This window comes from Micromonospora pallida, from assembly GCF_900090325.1.
Taxonomy (GTDB): domain Bacteria; phylum Actinomycetota; class Actinomycetes; order Mycobacteriales; family Micromonosporaceae; genus Micromonospora; species Micromonospora pallida.
On the sequence record NZ_FMHW01000002.1, the window covers coordinates 1,346,117 to 1,361,867 of the forward strand.

The following is a 15,751-nucleotide window of genomic DNA, read 5'->3' on the forward strand; positions in this document are numbered from 1 at the left end:
ACGTGGTGACCCGTCGAGTGCTGGCCAACGCCGCAACCTACCTCGCGCTGGCCCTCGGGGCGCTCCTGACCCTCGCCCCGTACCTGCTGAGCGTGCAGACCTCGGTGAAGACACCGCAGCAGTTCGCCCAGCAGTCGCCGCTGGCCGTGCCCTCGCCGCCCACCGGGCAGAACTACGCGGAGCTGGTGATCGGCGAACACACCCTGGTGCCGCCGCTGGTGATCACCGTGCAGGTCGTCATCGTCGTCGTGCTCGGCCAGTTGACCTGCTCGGTGCTCGCCGCGTACGCGTTCGCCCGGCTGCGTTTCCCCGGCCGCGACGTGGTGTTCTGGGTCTACCTGTCCACGCTGATGGTGCCCTTCGTGGCCACCCTGGTGCCGCGCTTCACGATGCTGAGCTGGCTCGAGCTGCGGGACACCTTCTGGGGCATCGTGCTGCCCACGCTCTTCGGCTCGCCGTACGCCATCTTCCTGCTCCGCGAGTTCTTCCGCGGCATCCCCGAGGACCTGATCGACGCGGTACGCCTGGACGGCGGAGGACACCTGCGCGCGCTCCGGCACGTGATCCTGCCGCTGAGCCGCCCGATCCTGGCCACGCTGCTGGTCATCACCGTGGTCACGCACTGGAACGACTTTCTCTGGCCACTCGTGATCACCAGCAGCGAACGGTGGCGGGTCCTCACCGTCGCCACGGCCGCCCTGCAGAGCCAGTTCAACGGCAACTGGACCCTGGTCATGGCCGCCACCACGCTCGCCACCCTGCCACTGCTCGTGCTGTTCCTGGTCTTCCAACGGCACATCGTCAAGTCCATCACCATCACCGGCATGAAATGAGGGACCGCTCCGTGAGAACACCTCGGCTGCTCGCCGCGCTCGCCGCCGCGACGCTCGTCCTCGGCGGCTGCTCCGTCGGGGGAGACGACGACGCCTCGTCCGGCGACACCACCGTCACCTTCCGGCTCTGGGACGACCAGGTCGCCAAGGCGTACGAGGAGTCGTTCGCCGAGTTCGAGAAGCGGAACCCCGGCATCAAGGTCAACGTCGAGCTGGTCCCGTGGGCCGACTACTGGACCAAGCTGCCCACCGACGTCGCCTCGGGCACCGCCGCCGACATCTTCTGGACGAACACCTCGAACTTCGGCCTCTACGCCGACAACAACCAGTTGCTGCCGGTCGGCGACGACCTCGGTGCGGAGAAGGCGGGCTGGACCCAGTCGGTCGTGGACCTCTACACCCGCAACGGCAAGTTGTGGGGCGTACCGCAGCTGTGGGACTCCATCGCCCTCTACTACAACAAGGACCTGGTGGCCAAGGCCGGCGTCGACCCGGCGAATCTGAGCTGGGACCCGACCGGCGTCGCCGACACCTTCCTGCCGGCCGCCCGCCGGCTCACCGTCGACTCCGCCGGCAGGACCGCCGACCAGCCGGGCTTCGACCCTGACAAGATCACGCAGTTCGGGTTCAACGCGGCCTTCGACTCGCAGGCCATCGTCTGGGACTTCGTCGGCTCCAACGGCGGCACCTGGCAGGACGGCGACCCGTTCAACTTCGCTGACCAGCCCAAGACGGTCGAGGCCGTGCAGTACGTGGTCGACCTCATCAACAAGCACCACGTCGCCCCGTCGGCGGCGGACACCAACACCAACGGCGACAAGGCGCTGCAGCTGTTCACCCAGGGCAAGATCGCGCTGTTCCAGTCCGGGCCGTACCACCTGAAGAGCGTCCAGGAGGGGGCCGGTTTCCCCTGGGGGCTGGCGCCGTTGCTCAAGGGACCGGCCGGCCGGGTCGGCGTGGTGCACGGCGTGGCGGCGGTCGCCTCGGCGAAGACCCGGCACCGGGAGGCCACCGTCAAGGTGCTCAGGTGGATCGGCTCGGCCGAGGGAGCCCGGCCGATCGCCGCCGGCGGGTACGCGTTCCCCGGTGTCACCGCGGCCCAGCCGGCGTTCGTCGAGTACTGGCAGAAGCTCGGCGTCGACCTGAAGCCCTTCCTCGACTCGTCCACCGGCACCACGTTCCCCGCCCCGGTCGGCCCCCGGGTCGGCGCGGGCGGCACCGCGACCAACCCGATCCTGCAACAGGTCTTCCTCGGCCAGCTTGGCGTCGCCGAGGGACTGCGGAAGGCACAGGACGCGGCGAACCAGGCGATCAAAGGCTGACCGGATACGGCTTGACCATCCTCGGCGCGGTGGGTTCCTGGACCCGCTCACCCAGCGAGCACTGCTGGCCGACCGCGCCGAGGACCGGCGGTCCCGTCAATCGGCTGGTTCGAGGCTGCCTGCTCGGATCGTCTGATCCTCTTCCGCGGCAACCAGTTGCGCGAGCGGGCCGAGCCGGGGCCTGCCGGGGTGAGCAAGGGCTCGCGGCAGGATCAGGGTGGTGATGCCCGTCTCGGCGGCCCCGCCGTCCTTGGCGGCGAGGTCTCCCACCATCAGCGTCTGCTGCGGCGTGGCGTCGCTGAGCGCTACCAGCCGTATCCGGGCAGCGCGGAGGCGGCGCAGGACGTCGAGGACATCGGGGTAGAGCGGCCGGTTCGGGGCGTGCGTGTCGAGAGTCGCACGGGCACATGCTTCCAGGACTGTCGGGGTCGGGGTGGCCCCCAAAGTGGACCCCGGCAGCCAGCCACTGACCATTTCGTGTGACCTGGGTCACTGAACTGCGTTCCTTGGTTGCCGCTGACCATGGCCTCGCACCGACTGGACCTGCGACTCCCGCAGGTCCGGCCGTTCGCGTTCCACCGGTACCGACCCCGGGATCCCGCCGGCCGGACTCGGTTGTGTCGGTCACTACTGTTAGCGTGCGCTGCGTTGTCGATCATGGCCGATTCCAGATGAAATCTGGCTGTTTGCCACTGCGGAGGGTATTCCTGATGGGCTGGCTACCGGTGGGAGACTCGTACGAGATCTCTCTCGTGGACGGAAAGGTGGCGGCCCGGACCACCGGCCCACGTGCCACCGGCCGTCCACTGAAGACCCTGCCGAAGGTGTTGCGGGACGACCCCGAGGTGGACCGGTTGCGGCAGCTCGCCCAGTGGCTGGACCGGCACGCCGCAGAATGCCTGGCCCAGGTCGACGCCTGGGTGGTGTCCTCCCTGCCGGTGCCGACCGGGCTGCTGGCCCGGGTCTGGCCGGACCCGGCCTGGCAGGACGCGCTGCGTGACCTCGTGGTGCTCGGGGACGACCCGGCCGAGTCGGGCTTCCTGCGGGACGTCACCGACACCGGTGACCTGCGGGTGGTCAACCTCGACGGGGACACCGTCCGGCTCTCCCCGGCCAGCGCCACGCTGCCCCACCCGGTACGCCTGCCCGACCTGGTCGACCTGCGCGAGTTCGCCGAGGAACTGGACGTGACCCAGCGGATCGAGCAACTGCACCGGGGCACCTGGGACAGACCCGCCAACCTGCGGGACCGGGACACCGCCATCACCGACTTCCGGGGCGCCACGGTCCCCAACCGGCTGGCCGCCCGGGCCGCCACGCTCGGCTTCCAGGTCTCCGGATCCCAGGTGAGGTGCCGGGTCTGGGAAGCCGGCCGCACGGTCGAGGCCGCCATGTGGTTCGACGAGGACTACTGGGACTCCGAGGCGACCCTGGGCAGCCTCTCCTGGTCGGTGGTGGACGGACCGACGCTGCGGTTGACCGAGATCGGGCCGGTGGCCTGGTCGGAAGGAATGCGGATGGCGACGGCCCTGTCCGGCGCCGTGACCGGAACGGGGAAGACGGCGTGACCGAGATGACGACCAGCTCGGGCGAGGACTGGGCCGAGAGCCTGCTGACCGCCGGCGCGGTGCTGCCGACCGACACCGCCGGGGCCGGCGACCGGGCGGTGCCGCTCACCGCCCGTACCTACCAGCACCCGGCCCTCGACGACCGGCCGGTGGTCCGGCTCGTCGACGACGCCCTCGGCGAGGGCGAGGACCTGGCCGTCGGGTTCCTCGGCCTGGCCCCGGCCGCCGAACCGACCGTCGTCGGGCTGGGCCCGCGCCGCGCGTTGGCCTTCCCGGAGTGGGTGCTGGTCCACCACCCGGCGGACGGCCGGCACGCGTTGGCGGTGGTGCCGGAGTTGCAGAAGCTGGCCAAGCAGGTACGGTCCCGGCCGAAGGCCGCCCTGGACGGGCACCAGGCGATCGCCGAGCGGTTCGCGACTACGCTGCCGCACCTCCTGCCGACGTTCTTCGAGCAGGCAGCGCGGGTGTTCCTGGCCGCCGGGCAGGACACCTACGCGACGCAGTTGTTCAACAAGGCGCGCAAGGCGGAGGCGCAGCACGGCCTGCCGGTCGACCTGAGCCGCCTGGACGAGGTCTACCTGGAGTTCACGGCGGCCAAGGTGGTCTCCGCGACCGCGTTGGCCGGCTACGCGAAGGAACTGTCCGCCCAGTTGCCGGCCGACGAGGCGCTGGACCGGTTCTGCCGGCTGGCGCTGCGGGCCGCGACCGCCGGCGTGGTGCCGTCCGTCCAGTCGGGTGCCGCGGTGAACCGGTTGGTCAAGGCCGCCGGCAAGGCCGGAGCCGCCGCCGTCGCCGACCGGGAGGCGGCCTACCTGACCGAGCTGCTCCGGCTGCCGGTGGTCGCCGACGCGCCGGCCGGCTGGTGGAAGGCGCACATGCCGGCGGTGACGACGCTCGCCGGGCGCGACCCGGGGATCCGCGGCAGCCTGCTCGACCTGATGCCGGCCGACCGGGACAACCTGGTCGCGTGGCTGACCCTGTTGACCGACACCGGTGCGGTCGCTGGACTGTCCGACCCGGACGTGCCGGACCGGGCCCGCCCGCAGGACGGTTCCGTGGGCTGGCTGGGCCGCTTCGTGAGCAAGGTCAACTCCGGCTACCGCCGCCGCCGGCTGCCGGCGCTGTACCCACTCGTCGAGCGGATGGCCGACCGGCTGCGCGCCGAACTGGCCGACAGCGGTGAGACCCTCAGCCACGACGGTGACCTGGAACTGCTCGACCTGCTGCTCGCCCTCGGCGTGCCGGTGACCCCGCCGAAGAGCAACGACATCCTGGACCTGGCGCAGTGGGTCAAGACCGAGGGGAAGCGGGACCTGCGCGCCGTGGTCGGCGACGACCGGTTCACCGCAGCCCTGCGCCGGGGCCTCGACCAGCTCGACAACCAGTCCTTCGCCCTGCCCCGGATGGTCGAGACGCCGGGCATTCGGCCGTTGCTGACCGAGTGGCTGCGGGACCGCGTCCGCGACCGGTTCGCCACCGGACTGCCGTACCTGCCGGAGGCGGTGGACTGGCTGGGCAAGCTCCCGGTCGGCGCGCTGCGCCTGGTCTTCGACGACCTCGACGGGCCCGGTGACCCCACCCAGGTCGGCGACCTCGGGCAGCGGCTCGGCGTGGACCTCACCGGGCACGTCGTCCGCAGCCTGCGCGGCGGGATCGTCGAAGAGCTGGGCTGGCCGGACTGGGAGCTGGCCTGGCAGGAGGTGACCGACGGTGACCAGCGGGTCGAGGTGACCCGACAGGACGCCTGGCCGTACCTGATCCTGGGTGGGCCGACCACGGTGCGGGTGCTCGGCGCCGAGGGCATCGTGCTCCGCCACGACCTGCGTATCCCGGCCGGCGACCTGTGGGGTCAGCCCGGCTACCACTACGTCGACGGCCACCTGCTGGTCTACTGGCGTTCCCAGGAACTCGGCTACGAACTGCGCGGCTACTGGCACTCGGCGCCCGGCGAGCCGCAGCCCATCGTCGGCCGTACGCACGGCAGCCAGCGGCGTACGAACGAGATCACCCTGCCGTTGGCCGGCGGCGGGCGGACCACCGGCGGCGGCGTGCTGCACGTCGGTGACACCGCTGTCCCGGAGGAACGGCCGGTCATCACCGACGGCACCACCCATTGGACCTATGGGCGCGGGGACGACGGCAACCACGGCTGGCACGAGTACGACCCGGTCAGCGACACCCACGGCCGGCGCAGCCTGCCCCGGTTCCTGGCCGACCTCCCGACCGGCGGCGGCCACCTCAAGGAGTCGGCGAGCTGGCTGCGGCCCGCCCTGTCCGACCGGGCCACCCCGGCCGCCGTACCGGTGGACGGTCTGCTCGGCTGGCGGGTGGTCACCCTGTCGGACGGCTCGGTACGCGGCGAGGACCTGGCCGGTCGTACCGTCACCGTCGCTCCGGGGCAGGAGCCGATCGCGGCGCTGGTGCTGCCCGGCGACGACCGGCCACGGGCCGTCCTCAAGGGCTTCGCCCTGGTCGACCCGGACGGCGTGGTGTCGGCCGTCGGCCAGGGCCACAGCCCCGGCGTGGCCCTGCCGTCGGGACCGAACTTCATCGGCCACCTGCTGCCCCGGGACCCGGCCGGCTCCACCGCCCTGCGACAGCTGGACCGGGAGACCGCCGCCGCGCTGTTCAAGGTGGCCCTCGACGAACGCCGCGCCGCCCTGGCCGAGGCAGCCGCACGGGCCGCTGCCCAGGCGGCGATCCGATCCGGGATGCCCCTGGCCGCCCAGGCCATCACCGGCCGGGCCGCCGCAGTGTCGCCGTCCACGGCCGGCACCACCGGCTCCGGCGCAGCCACCACCGGCTCCGGACCGGCCGTTGCCGGCGAAGGCGAGCAGGACACGCTGGTCGAGTTGGTCCGTTCGACGTTGCCGGAGGTCAGCCACGACGCGCTGGTGGCTGGGGTGACCGAGGTGCTGCGGCGGGCCGCCCGGGTCCGCACCGACCTGGACGCGGTGACCGAGCGGCTGACCAGGTCGCTGTCCGCCCCGAAGCCGGTGGCGCCGGCGCCCACCGTGACCGGGCCCACCGACCGGCAGCTCCAGGTGGCGCTGGACGGTCTGCTCGGCACGGGCCACGGGGTGAGCAGCGCGCCCAACACCTTCATCCAGTTCCGGACGTTCGCCACCCAGCGGGCCAGCACCGAAAGCGAGCCCACCGCCCGGCTGCACCTCGACGGACCGGGGCTGCCGAACACCGTGCGCTGGTGGCCCATGCTCGGCCGGGTCGCGGCCGTCGCCTACCGGGCCGTCGCGGCGATCACCCCGGACGACCAGCGGGAGACGCTGCGCGCCCTGCTCACCGAACTGGACCAGCTCGACCTGAGCGCGGCCGAACCGGCCCGGTGGCGTCGGTTCACGCTGCACCTGCTGGACGACGAACTGGTCGACCGCGACAGCACGCGCTGGTATCCCAAGCGGGGCATCCTGCCGTTGCCCGACGGGGCGTTCATCGCCTTCCTGGACTACAACGGCACGACCACCGGCGACTCCTTCGACGCGCTGTACCACGACCCGGTCGGCGGGTTCGTGGTGCCCGAGCCGTACACGGTGCAGTCCTCGGCTCCGGTCGGTGACGAACGGCCGGCGGACTGGCTGGCCGGCTTCCTCACCGAGTGGGCCACGCGCGGCCCACTGCCCTGGCGGCCGGAAGCGGCCGAGCGGTTCGCCGAGCTGACCGGTGTCACCCCCACCGCCGCGAAGCTGGTGCTGGCCGGCCTGCCGTACGCGGACTCGGCGAACACCGTGCCGACCGAGCTGCGCAAGGCACTCGGGATCAAGCAGGTCGGCGAGGTCAAGCTGGCCTTCGGGATGCTGAACGAGGCCAGCCCGGAGGTCCGGCGCGCCGTGGTCTCGGCGCTGCTGCCGGACGACCCGGCCCGGCTGTGGACCGACGGTCCGGACGTGACCGCCGCCGCGGCGGCCTGGAACGCCGCCCTGGGACGCCGGGTGGTGGTGCCCGAGCAGTTGCTCGCCGAGGCGGTGCGTGCGCTCCGCACCGGCTGGGAGCCCGCGAAGGCACTGCCGGCGCTGCTCGACCCCGCCCGTTCGGCCGAGCTGAGCACCGACGTGGCCTTCGAGATCAGGGGCGACCGGGCCCGGCCGGTCGACGACCGGGCCACGGGCTTCACCGGTGAGGTGCTGCGCTCCACGGTGGCCCTGGCCGCGTGGGTCGCCCACCACACGCCGGCCGGCGACCCGTGCCGGGCCGCGATGCCGGCCGCGCTGGCCGCGATCCGGGACCGGCTGGCCAACCCCGGCCTGCTGCTCGACCTCGACCAGTACGTCTCCCTGCCCAGGTTCCGCCAGGTGGCGGGCACCCCGTCGGAGACCGGCCAGGGCTGGGAACGGTACGGCGCCATCGTTCTGGCCACCCACGACAGCCAACCGTCGCCCGCGCTGCGGCCGGACCTGCTCGACGCCGAGGGGACCGACCCGTACCTGCCGGCGCTGCGGGGGGACGCGGCCAAGCCGTACCCGATGGAGGTGGCGCTGCGCCTGGTCCGCGACCCGCGGTTCGCGGCGCTGCTCGGCGACCCGGGGGAGCCGGCGGGCGGCGCGCGGGCGGCGGACGGGACCTGGTGGGCGCAGGATCCGACCCGCTCGGTGCCCGACCTGGTCGCCGAGGTGGCCGGGGAACACGGCTTGGGCACCGACGCGGCGGCGCTGTACCTGATGCTGCTGGCCATGCCGGACCCGACCGACCGCCAGACGGCGAAGTGGACCGGCTGGAAGCCGGTCCGGCTGAAGGCGGCCCGCGCCGAACTTGCCAGCACCGACCTGGTCCTCGAGGCCAGCCGATCCCGGGCCGGCCGGTCGCTGTTCCTGCCCGGCCCGTGGCTGGAGCGCGGCAGCGGGCAGGCGCCGATCGAGGGCTGGAAGGTCGCCCTGTTCGACCTGGCCCCCGACGGTACGGCCGGGCTCGGCGTGACCGTGCCCCTCGAACCGGCCGCCGACCTGTACCGGCGGGCCTGGCGACGCCTCCGCGACGGCGACCGGCCCCGCTTCGACAACCTGCCCACCCGACGCTGACCCCGAGGGCGAGTGGTGCCGCGACGACCGTGCCGGCCGTCGCGGCACCACCGGCCGTCGACCCCTTCCCGAACACCCATCCGAGCCAGAGAGATCGAGGAACACCAGTGACCGTGACGGAACACGTCCGCCCCACTTCGGCGCCGGAGACCGCCGCCCAGGTCCTCTCCGCCGAGCAGCGGTACGCCGACGAGCTGGCCTTCCTGGCCGCGTACGACGACGGGGCCCGGCCGCCGGGCTGGGCGCTGACCCCGCGCGCCGTGGTCACCTTCATCCGGGGCAGCGACGGCGAGGCGTTGACGCTGCCCGCCGACCGGCGCACCGGCCCGGACGGCACCGTCCTGCCGGCCAGCATGACCATTCCGTCGAAGTTCGTCGGTGAGCGGAGCCTGGTCGAGCGGTGCGTGGTCACCCTGGCCGGTGAGCGGGGTCTGCTGCTGGTCGGCGAGCCCGGTACCGCCAAGTCGATGCTGTCGGAGTTGCTGGCCGCCGCGATCTGCGGCACCAGCGCGCTGACCGTGCAGGGCACCGCCGGCACCACCGAGGACGCCTTCCGGTACGGCTGGAACTACGCCCTGCTGCTCGCCCAGGGCCCGACCCCGCAGGCGCTGGTCGACTCGCCGGTGCTGACCGCGATGCGCAGCGGCCGGGTGGTCCGGATCGAGGAGGTCACCCGCTGCCTGCCCGAGGTGCAGGACGCGCTGGTGTCGATCCTGTCCGACCGGCGGATGAACGTGCCCGAGTTGGCCGGCGGCGAGGACGGCCTGATCCGGGCGGTGCCCGGGTTCACCGTGATCGCCACCGCCAACCTGCGGGACCGGGGCGTGTCGGAGATGTCCTCGGCGCTGAAGCGCCGGTTCAACTTCGAGACCATCCACCCCATCGCGGACGTGGACGCCGAGACCGACCTGGTCCGCCGGCAGGCCACCGCCGCCGTGCAGCGCGCCGGAGCGGCGTACACGGTGGACGACGCGGTGCTGGACGCCCTGGTCACCGTCTTCCGTGACCTGCGGTCCGGCCGGTCCGGCGAGGGTTGGGACGTGGAACGGCCCGGCACGGTGATGTCCACCGCCGAGGCGGTGCAGGTGACGGCGTCGCTCGGCCTGGCCGCCGCGTACCTGCCCAGCGGGGACGTGCTCGACCTGGTGCCCGGACACCTGCTCGGCGTGGTCCGCAAGGACGACCAGAACGACCATGCCCGGCTGCTCGGCTACTGGGACGGCCCGGTCCGCCGCCGCGCCGAGGACGGCTCGGCGATGTGGCGGCGGCTCTGGGACCTGCGGGAGAACCTGCGGTGACGACCCCCTCCCGCACGTCGCCCGGCGCGGCCCCGCCGGGCGCCGACCCGACGACGGATGACCCGCGCGCCGTGGTCGACGCGCTCGCCGGTTCGGTCCGGCCGTACCTGATCGGGGTACGGCACCACAGCCCGGCCCTGGCGGCGGTGGTCCCGGACCTGCTGGACGCCGCCGGGGCCGAGGTGGTCTGTGTCGAGCTGCCGGCCGACTTCCAGCGCTGGCTGCCGTTCCTGTCCGACCCGGCCGCCCGGGCCCCGCTGGCCCTGGTCGGCAGCCACGGCGCGGACGGGCCGATGGGCTTCTACCCGTTCGCCGACTTCTCCCCGGAGCTGGCCGCGATCCGCTGGGCCCGGCAGCACGACGTCGAGGTGGTCTGCTGCGACCTGCCGCTGGCCGATCCGGGCTGGACCGCCGACCCCACCGACCCGGCCCCGACCGCTGGCCCCGAGCCGACCGCCGCTCCGGACCCGGACGCCGACGCGCCGGTGCCCGGTCTGCGCCGGTCCGGCTACGCCGCCGCGCTCAGCGCCAGCGGCACCGGTCGGGACGGCGACGACCTGTGGGACCGGGTGGTCGAGGTACGGGCCCCGGGCTGTGCGCCCGAGGCGGTCCGCCGGGCCGCCCTCGGCGTCGGCTGGGCGATGCGTACCGACAGCGCCAGCGGCAACGGCGTACCCGCCCGGGACCTGGCCCGTGAGCGGCATATGCGCATGGTGCTGGCCGAGGCCGGCGCGGACGGCCGGCGGGTCGCCGCGGTGGTCGGGGCCTTCCACGCCCCGGCCCTGCTCACCGCCCCGTCGACCGATGCCGGCCCGTCGACCGACGCTGCTCCGTTGGCCGAAGCCGTCCCGTCGACCGACGCCGGCCCGGCCCGGAAGGCCGCCTCCTCCGCCCAGCCCGTCGCCGCCTCGACCGGTTCGGTCCGGTCGGTGACGACCCGCCCCGGGTCGGCCGACGGCGGCCCGGCGGTCACCTCGCTGGTGCCGTACGCGTTCGACCTGCTCGACTCCCGCTCCGGCTATCCGGCCGGGATCCGCGACCCGCGCTGGCAGCAGTCCGTCTTCACCGCCGCCGGCGACCCGGAGCGGATCCGGGCCGCCGCCGCCCGCGCGGTCACCGACCTGTGCCGGGAACTCCGCTCGGCCGGGCACACCGCCGGCACCGGCGAGGCCGCCGAGACGGTACGGCTCGCCGACGACCTGGCCCGACTGCGGGACCTGCCCGCCCCCGGCCGGGGCGAGGTGCTGGAGGCGGTGACCACCGTGCTCGGCCAGGGCGAACTGCTCGGCCGGGGCCGGGCCCTGGCCAGGGCACTGGAGACCGTGCTGGTCGGCGCCGAGCGGGGCCGGATCGCCCCCGGTACGCCCCGCTCCGGGCTGGGCCCCGCCGTGGAGGCGGAACTCACCTCGCTGCGGCTGCCCAACCCGGCCAGCCCGAAGTCCCGCGAGGTCCGGCTGGACCCGCTGCGCACCGAGCTGGACGGGCGGCGGGAGATCCTGCTGCAACGCCTCCAGACCTGTGGCGTCGGCTACGGCGAGCGGATCGAGGTCTCCGGCACCGGCGACGGCGCCGCCCTGACCACCCGGTGGCAGCTGGCCTGGACGCCGTCCGTGGCGGCCCGGCTGGACCTGGTCGGCGTACGCGGGGTGACCGCGGCGCTGGCCGCGGCCGGCACCCTGCGGGAGCGGTTCCGCCGGGAGACTGCCGACGGGGGCCCCACCGCCGAGCAGTTGCTCACCGGGCTGCGCGACGCCGCCCGGTGCGACCTGCCCGAGCTGGTCACCGACCGGCTCGAGCTGGCCGCCGTGGTGCTGCCGGGCACCGCCACGCTGCCCGAGCTGCTGGCCGCACTGGACCTGCTGGAGGCGCTGCGCCGGGAACACCTGCCCGGCACCACCGCCGACGGCCGGGCCCGCGCCGCCGAGCTGGCCGTCGTGCTGCTGGACGCGGCGGTACGCGGGCTGCCCGGCCTCGCCGGCAGTGACGACACGGCCGACGCCGTCGCCCTGGTCGACCTCGCGGTCCGGGCCGGCGAGGAGCGGATCGGCCTGCGCCTGGCCGAGGCCCTCGACCACCTGGCCCGCACCGGTTCGGCGCTGATCCAGGGCGCCGCCCTGGCCGCCCGGGTGCTGCTCGACCTGACCGACCTGGCGACCCTGGGCAACCGGGTGGCCGGCTGGATCGACGCGGCGACCGGACCGGACGCCCGGCGGCACCTGCACCGGGCGCTCGGTGGTCTGCTGACCGCCGCGCATCCGCTGTTGCAGTCCGCCCCGGCCGCTCTGGACCCGCTGCTGGAGCGGATCGAGCGACTCACCGACACCGAGTTCCTGGACCGGCTGCCGGCACTGCGGGGCGGGTTCGACGTGCTCACCCCGGCGGCCCGGGGCCGGTTGCTGGACACCGTCGCGGAACGGCTGGGCGACCGGCTCGACCTGGCCCTGTCCGCCCCGCCCGAGCTGCTGGCCCGTTGGGCCGCCGCCGACGCGGCCGGCCGGGCCGCCCTGGTCGCCCGCAGCATCCCGATCCCGGGCACGCCGGCCGGCTCCACCGACGCTCCCGTCGACGCCTCCGCCGCACCCGGGCCGGACGCGCCGACCACCGGGCTCACGCCCACGGACCGGTGGCGGCTGCTGCTCGGCCGCCAACCCGACCGGCTGCCGGCCGACGCCCGCCGCTACGCCCGCGCGCTCGACGAGCTGTACGGGGCGGGGCGGGGCGAGGGCGCCACCGAGTTCGGCCAGGCGACCGGCGGTGGGCAGGAAGCCTCCTTCCCGACCGCCCGCGAGTGGGCCGACGAACTCGAGGCGCTGTTCGGCACCTCGGTACGCGAGGAGGTCATCGCCCGGGCGGTCGAGAACGGCCGTACCGACATGCTGTCCGAACTGGACCCGGCCGCGGTACGTCCCTCGATGGAGCTGCTGACCTCGGTGCTGTCGCTGGCCGGCGGCCTGCCCGAGGCGAAGCTGGCCCAGCTGCGGCCCCTGGTCCGGCGGCTGGTCGAGGAGCTGACCAAACAGTTGAGCACGCAGCTACGTCCGGCGTTGACCGGGCTGACCAACCCGCGTCCGTCCCGCCGTCCCGGCGGCCGGATCAACCTCGCCCGTACGCTGCGGGCGAACCTGGCGCACACCCAGCGGCTCGGCGACGGGCGGACGGTGGTGGTGCCGGAACGGCCGATCTTCAACACCCGGACCCGCCGGGAGGCCGACTGGCGGCTGGTGCTGGTGGTCGACGTCTCCGGCTCGATGGAGGCGTCGGTGGTGTGGTCGGCGTTGACTGCCGCCGTCCTGGGTGGCGTGCCCACCCTGTCCACCCACTTCCTCGCCTTCTCCACCGAGGTGGTCGACCTGACCGACCGGGTCGACGACCCGTTGTCGCTGCTGCTTGAGGTGCGCGTCGGCGGCGGTACGCACATCGCCGCCGGGCTGGCCCATGCCCGCTCGCTGGTGACCGTGCCGAGCCGCACCATCGTCGCCGTGGTCAGCGACTTCGAGGAGGGCTACCCGCTGGCCGGGCTGCTCGGTGAGGTCCGCACGCTGGCCAGTTCCGGCGTGCACCTGCTCGGCTGCGCCGCGCTGAACGACCGGGGCGTGCCCTGCTACTCGGTGCCGGTCGCCGAGCAGCTCGTCGCGGCCGGGATGCCGGTCGCCGCTCTCAGCCCGCTCGAACTCGCCCGCTGGGTGGGCGACCGCGTACGCGGAGGATCACGTTGACCGAGCGCACCCTCACCGCCGTGGACACCGACCGGTTGCCGCCGGTGCTGCCCGGGGTCGCCGCCGCGGCGGTGGCGGCCCTGCCACCCCGGCTGCACAAGCGACTGGACGCCACCGTCGACCGGCTGACCGGGGTGCCGGTCGGCCGGGTCGACGGTGGCGTGACGGTCGACTGTGGCCCCGAGGCCCTGGTCTCCCTGACGCCCGGACCGACCGGCGCGATCACCGACCCGGACCAGGTGCGGTGCAGCTGTCTGCTGTCGCCCCGCTGCCTGCACCGGACGGCGGTCCTGGTCGCCTGCCCGGTCGCCGACCCGGCCACCCACCCGGCGTCCACCACCGCTGCTCCGGCCAAGCCGGGCGGCACCGGCGCGGCCAGCGGGCGCACCCGGAAGGCCGGGCGGACCGGAAAGTCGGCTGACGCGGGCGCCGGTCGTACCACCGGGGACACGGCACCGACGAAGGCGCAACGGGCCGCCGCCGACGCGCTGTGGCGGGCCGCCGCCGCGGTGCTCGCGGCCGGCGTGCCGGCTGCCGGCGCGGTCCTCCAGGCCGAACTGCTGCGGGCCGCGCACAGCGCCCGGCTGGCCGGCCTGCCCCGTGCCGAGAGCGCCGCGTTGCGTACGGTACGCGGCCTGCGTGGTCACCGGGGACGACAGACCGGCCACCGGCTGGCCGACCTGGTCGAGGTGCTGCACGACCTGCTGTACGTGGCCGGCCGGCTGGCCGCCGGCGATCCCGACCCGGCGCTGGTCGGCATCCTCCGCCGGTCCTACCAGCCGGACGGCACCCTCGAGGTGTACGGCGTCTGCCGGGAACCGGTGATCAGCGCGACCGGGTACGGCGGGGTGGTCACCCACCTGGTCGCCGCCGACGGGCGTCAGCTCTCCTTCGGCGACGTGAAACCGGGCGGGCCGGACCGTGCCAAGGACTGCGCCCGGGCGGTCACCGAGATGGGCTCGGTCGCGGTCAACCACGCGGTGCTCGCGCGCGGCGGCCTGCGGATCACCGGCACCACCGTCTCCCCGGACGGCCGGCTCGGTGCCGGCAAGGGGGTCCGGGCCACCCCGTTCCCCGGGACCGACTGGTCCACCGGCCCGCTGGCGGCGCTGTTCGCCCGGCCGCTCGCCGAGGTGGTGAGCGCCCAACTCGCCGTCGACGACCCGGAGGACCCGGCCCGTGCCGGTGTCGCGCTGGTCGGCTGTGACCTGATGGTGGTGGGTGCCGTCGGTGACCAGGTGCTGGCCCGCGAGCTGGCTCCCGCCGTCGACGGCGCAGCGGACCGGGCGCCGGTGCCGGACGGGCCGCTGATCCGGCTGGTGCCGGTCAACGCCCACCCGGTGCTGGCCCACGTGACCAACCTGCGGCGGCTCGCCTCCTGGCCGGGCCTGCGGATCCGGGTGGTCGGCCGGCTCGACCCGGACCGGGCGAGCACGCTGCGTCCACTCGCGGTCGGCCCGGTGCCCGGTGCCGCCGCGACGCTGCGGCTGCCGGCGGACTGGCAGGGCCGGGCGGATCTCGGCTACGACCAGATCCAGGGCGGCCACCTGCCGCCACGCGACCCGGCCACGATGACCGAACCGGTGCTCGCCGTCAACGCCGACGCGGTCGCGGAGTCCCCGCTGTGGCGGGTCCGCCGGCTGGTGGAGCTGGCCGTCTCCGGGGGCCGCCGCGCCGTCGGCGAGGCGGCTCGGGGGGAGGGGGCCGGGCTGGCTGGTCCGTTGCGCCGCGCCGGCTTCACCACCGCCGCCGCGGTGGCCACGGCGCTCGCCGACGAGTCCGACCGGCGCGGTCGGGACGCGTTCGGCCGGCTCGCCGATCCGGACCCGGACCGGTACGCCTGGGCCTGGCTCGCCGTGACCGCGCACCTTGCCGCCACCGAGCGGGAACTGATCCGGTCCTCCTGGACATCCGCTGGCTGACCTGCCCGGCAGGTGACCGCAGCACGTGGATCGCGCCCCGGCGCCCGCCCGAATCCCGGGCG

At 74.5% G+C, this 15,751-nt stretch carries 8 protein-coding genes; 7 read left to right on the plus strand and 1 reads right to left on the minus strand.

What is annotated here, in order from left to right:
* Positions 1-2: 2 nt before the first annotated feature.
* Together GA0074692_RS05945 and GA0074692_RS05950 are read left to right on the plus strand one after the other, a co-directional pair.
* On the plus strand, positions 3-833 hold the full coding sequence (locus GA0074692_RS05945; protein WP_176738322.1) for a carbohydrate ABC transporter permease: 831 nt from the start codon (positions 3-5) through the stop codon (positions 831-833).
* Between the two features lie 11 nt (positions 834-844).
* Entirely contained in the window at positions 845-2,155 is a 1,311-nt protein-coding gene (locus GA0074692_RS05950) for an ABC transporter substrate-binding protein (protein ID WP_245730189.1), read from the plus strand.
* A 96-nt stretch (positions 2,156-2,251) separates the two neighbouring features.
* Here GA0074692_RS05950 and GA0074692_RS05955 read toward each other — a convergent pair whose 3' ends face one another.
* Positions 2,252-2,629 carry a hypothetical protein gene (locus GA0074692_RS05955; protein ID WP_091640195.1) on the minus strand — a complete coding sequence of 126 codons (378 nt, stop codon included), beginning with the start codon at positions 2,627-2,629 and terminating at the stop codon, positions 2,252-2,254.
* A 236-nt stretch (positions 2,630-2,865) separates the two neighbouring features.
* On the opposite strand from GA0074692_RS05955, the gene GA0074692_RS05960 reads away from it, so the two are divergent.
* The 5 genes from GA0074692_RS05960 to GA0074692_RS05980 all read left to right on the plus strand — a co-directional run bounded on the left by GA0074692_RS05960 (position 2,866) and on the right by GA0074692_RS05980 (position 15,689).
* Entirely contained in the window at positions 2,866-3,723 is an 858-nt protein-coding gene (locus GA0074692_RS05960) for a DUF4132 domain-containing protein (protein WP_091640197.1), read from the plus strand.
* Entirely contained in the window at positions 3,720-8,753 is a 5,034-nt protein-coding gene (locus tag GA0074692_RS05965; RefSeq protein ID WP_218106572.1) for a hypothetical protein, read from the plus strand. Before GA0074692_RS05960 ends, GA0074692_RS05965 begins: the two co-directional genes overlap by 4 nt.
* A gap of 107 nt (positions 8,754-8,860) precedes the next feature.
* On the plus strand, positions 8,861-10,051 hold the full coding sequence (locus GA0074692_RS05970) for an ATP-binding protein (RefSeq protein WP_176738323.1): 1,191 nt from the start codon (positions 8,861-8,863) through the stop codon (positions 10,049-10,051).
* A complete protein-coding gene (locus GA0074692_RS35745) occupies positions 10,048-13,767 on the plus strand; it encodes a vWA domain-containing protein (RefSeq protein WP_091640199.1) in 3,720 nt (1,239 codons plus the stop codon). Before GA0074692_RS05970 ends, GA0074692_RS35745 begins: the two co-directional genes overlap by 4 nt.
* A complete protein-coding gene (locus GA0074692_RS05980) occupies positions 13,764-15,689 on the plus strand; it encodes a hypothetical protein (protein WP_218106573.1) in 1,926 nt (641 codons plus the stop codon). The genes GA0074692_RS35745 and GA0074692_RS05980 overlap by 4 nt, the downstream gene beginning before the upstream one ends.
* Positions 15,690-15,751: the final 62 nt, after the last annotated feature.

Bases quoted from the DNA above. Each gene is read 5' to 3' on its own strand.
- GA0074692_RS05955 (WP_091640195.1), bottom strand. From the start codon at position 2,629: ATGGTCAGTGGCTGGCTGCCGGGGTCCACTTTGGGGGCCACCCCGACC.
- GA0074692_RS05960 (WP_091640197.1), top strand. From the start codon at position 2,866: ATGGGCTGGCTACCGGTGGGAGACTCGTACGAGATCTCTCTCGTGGAC.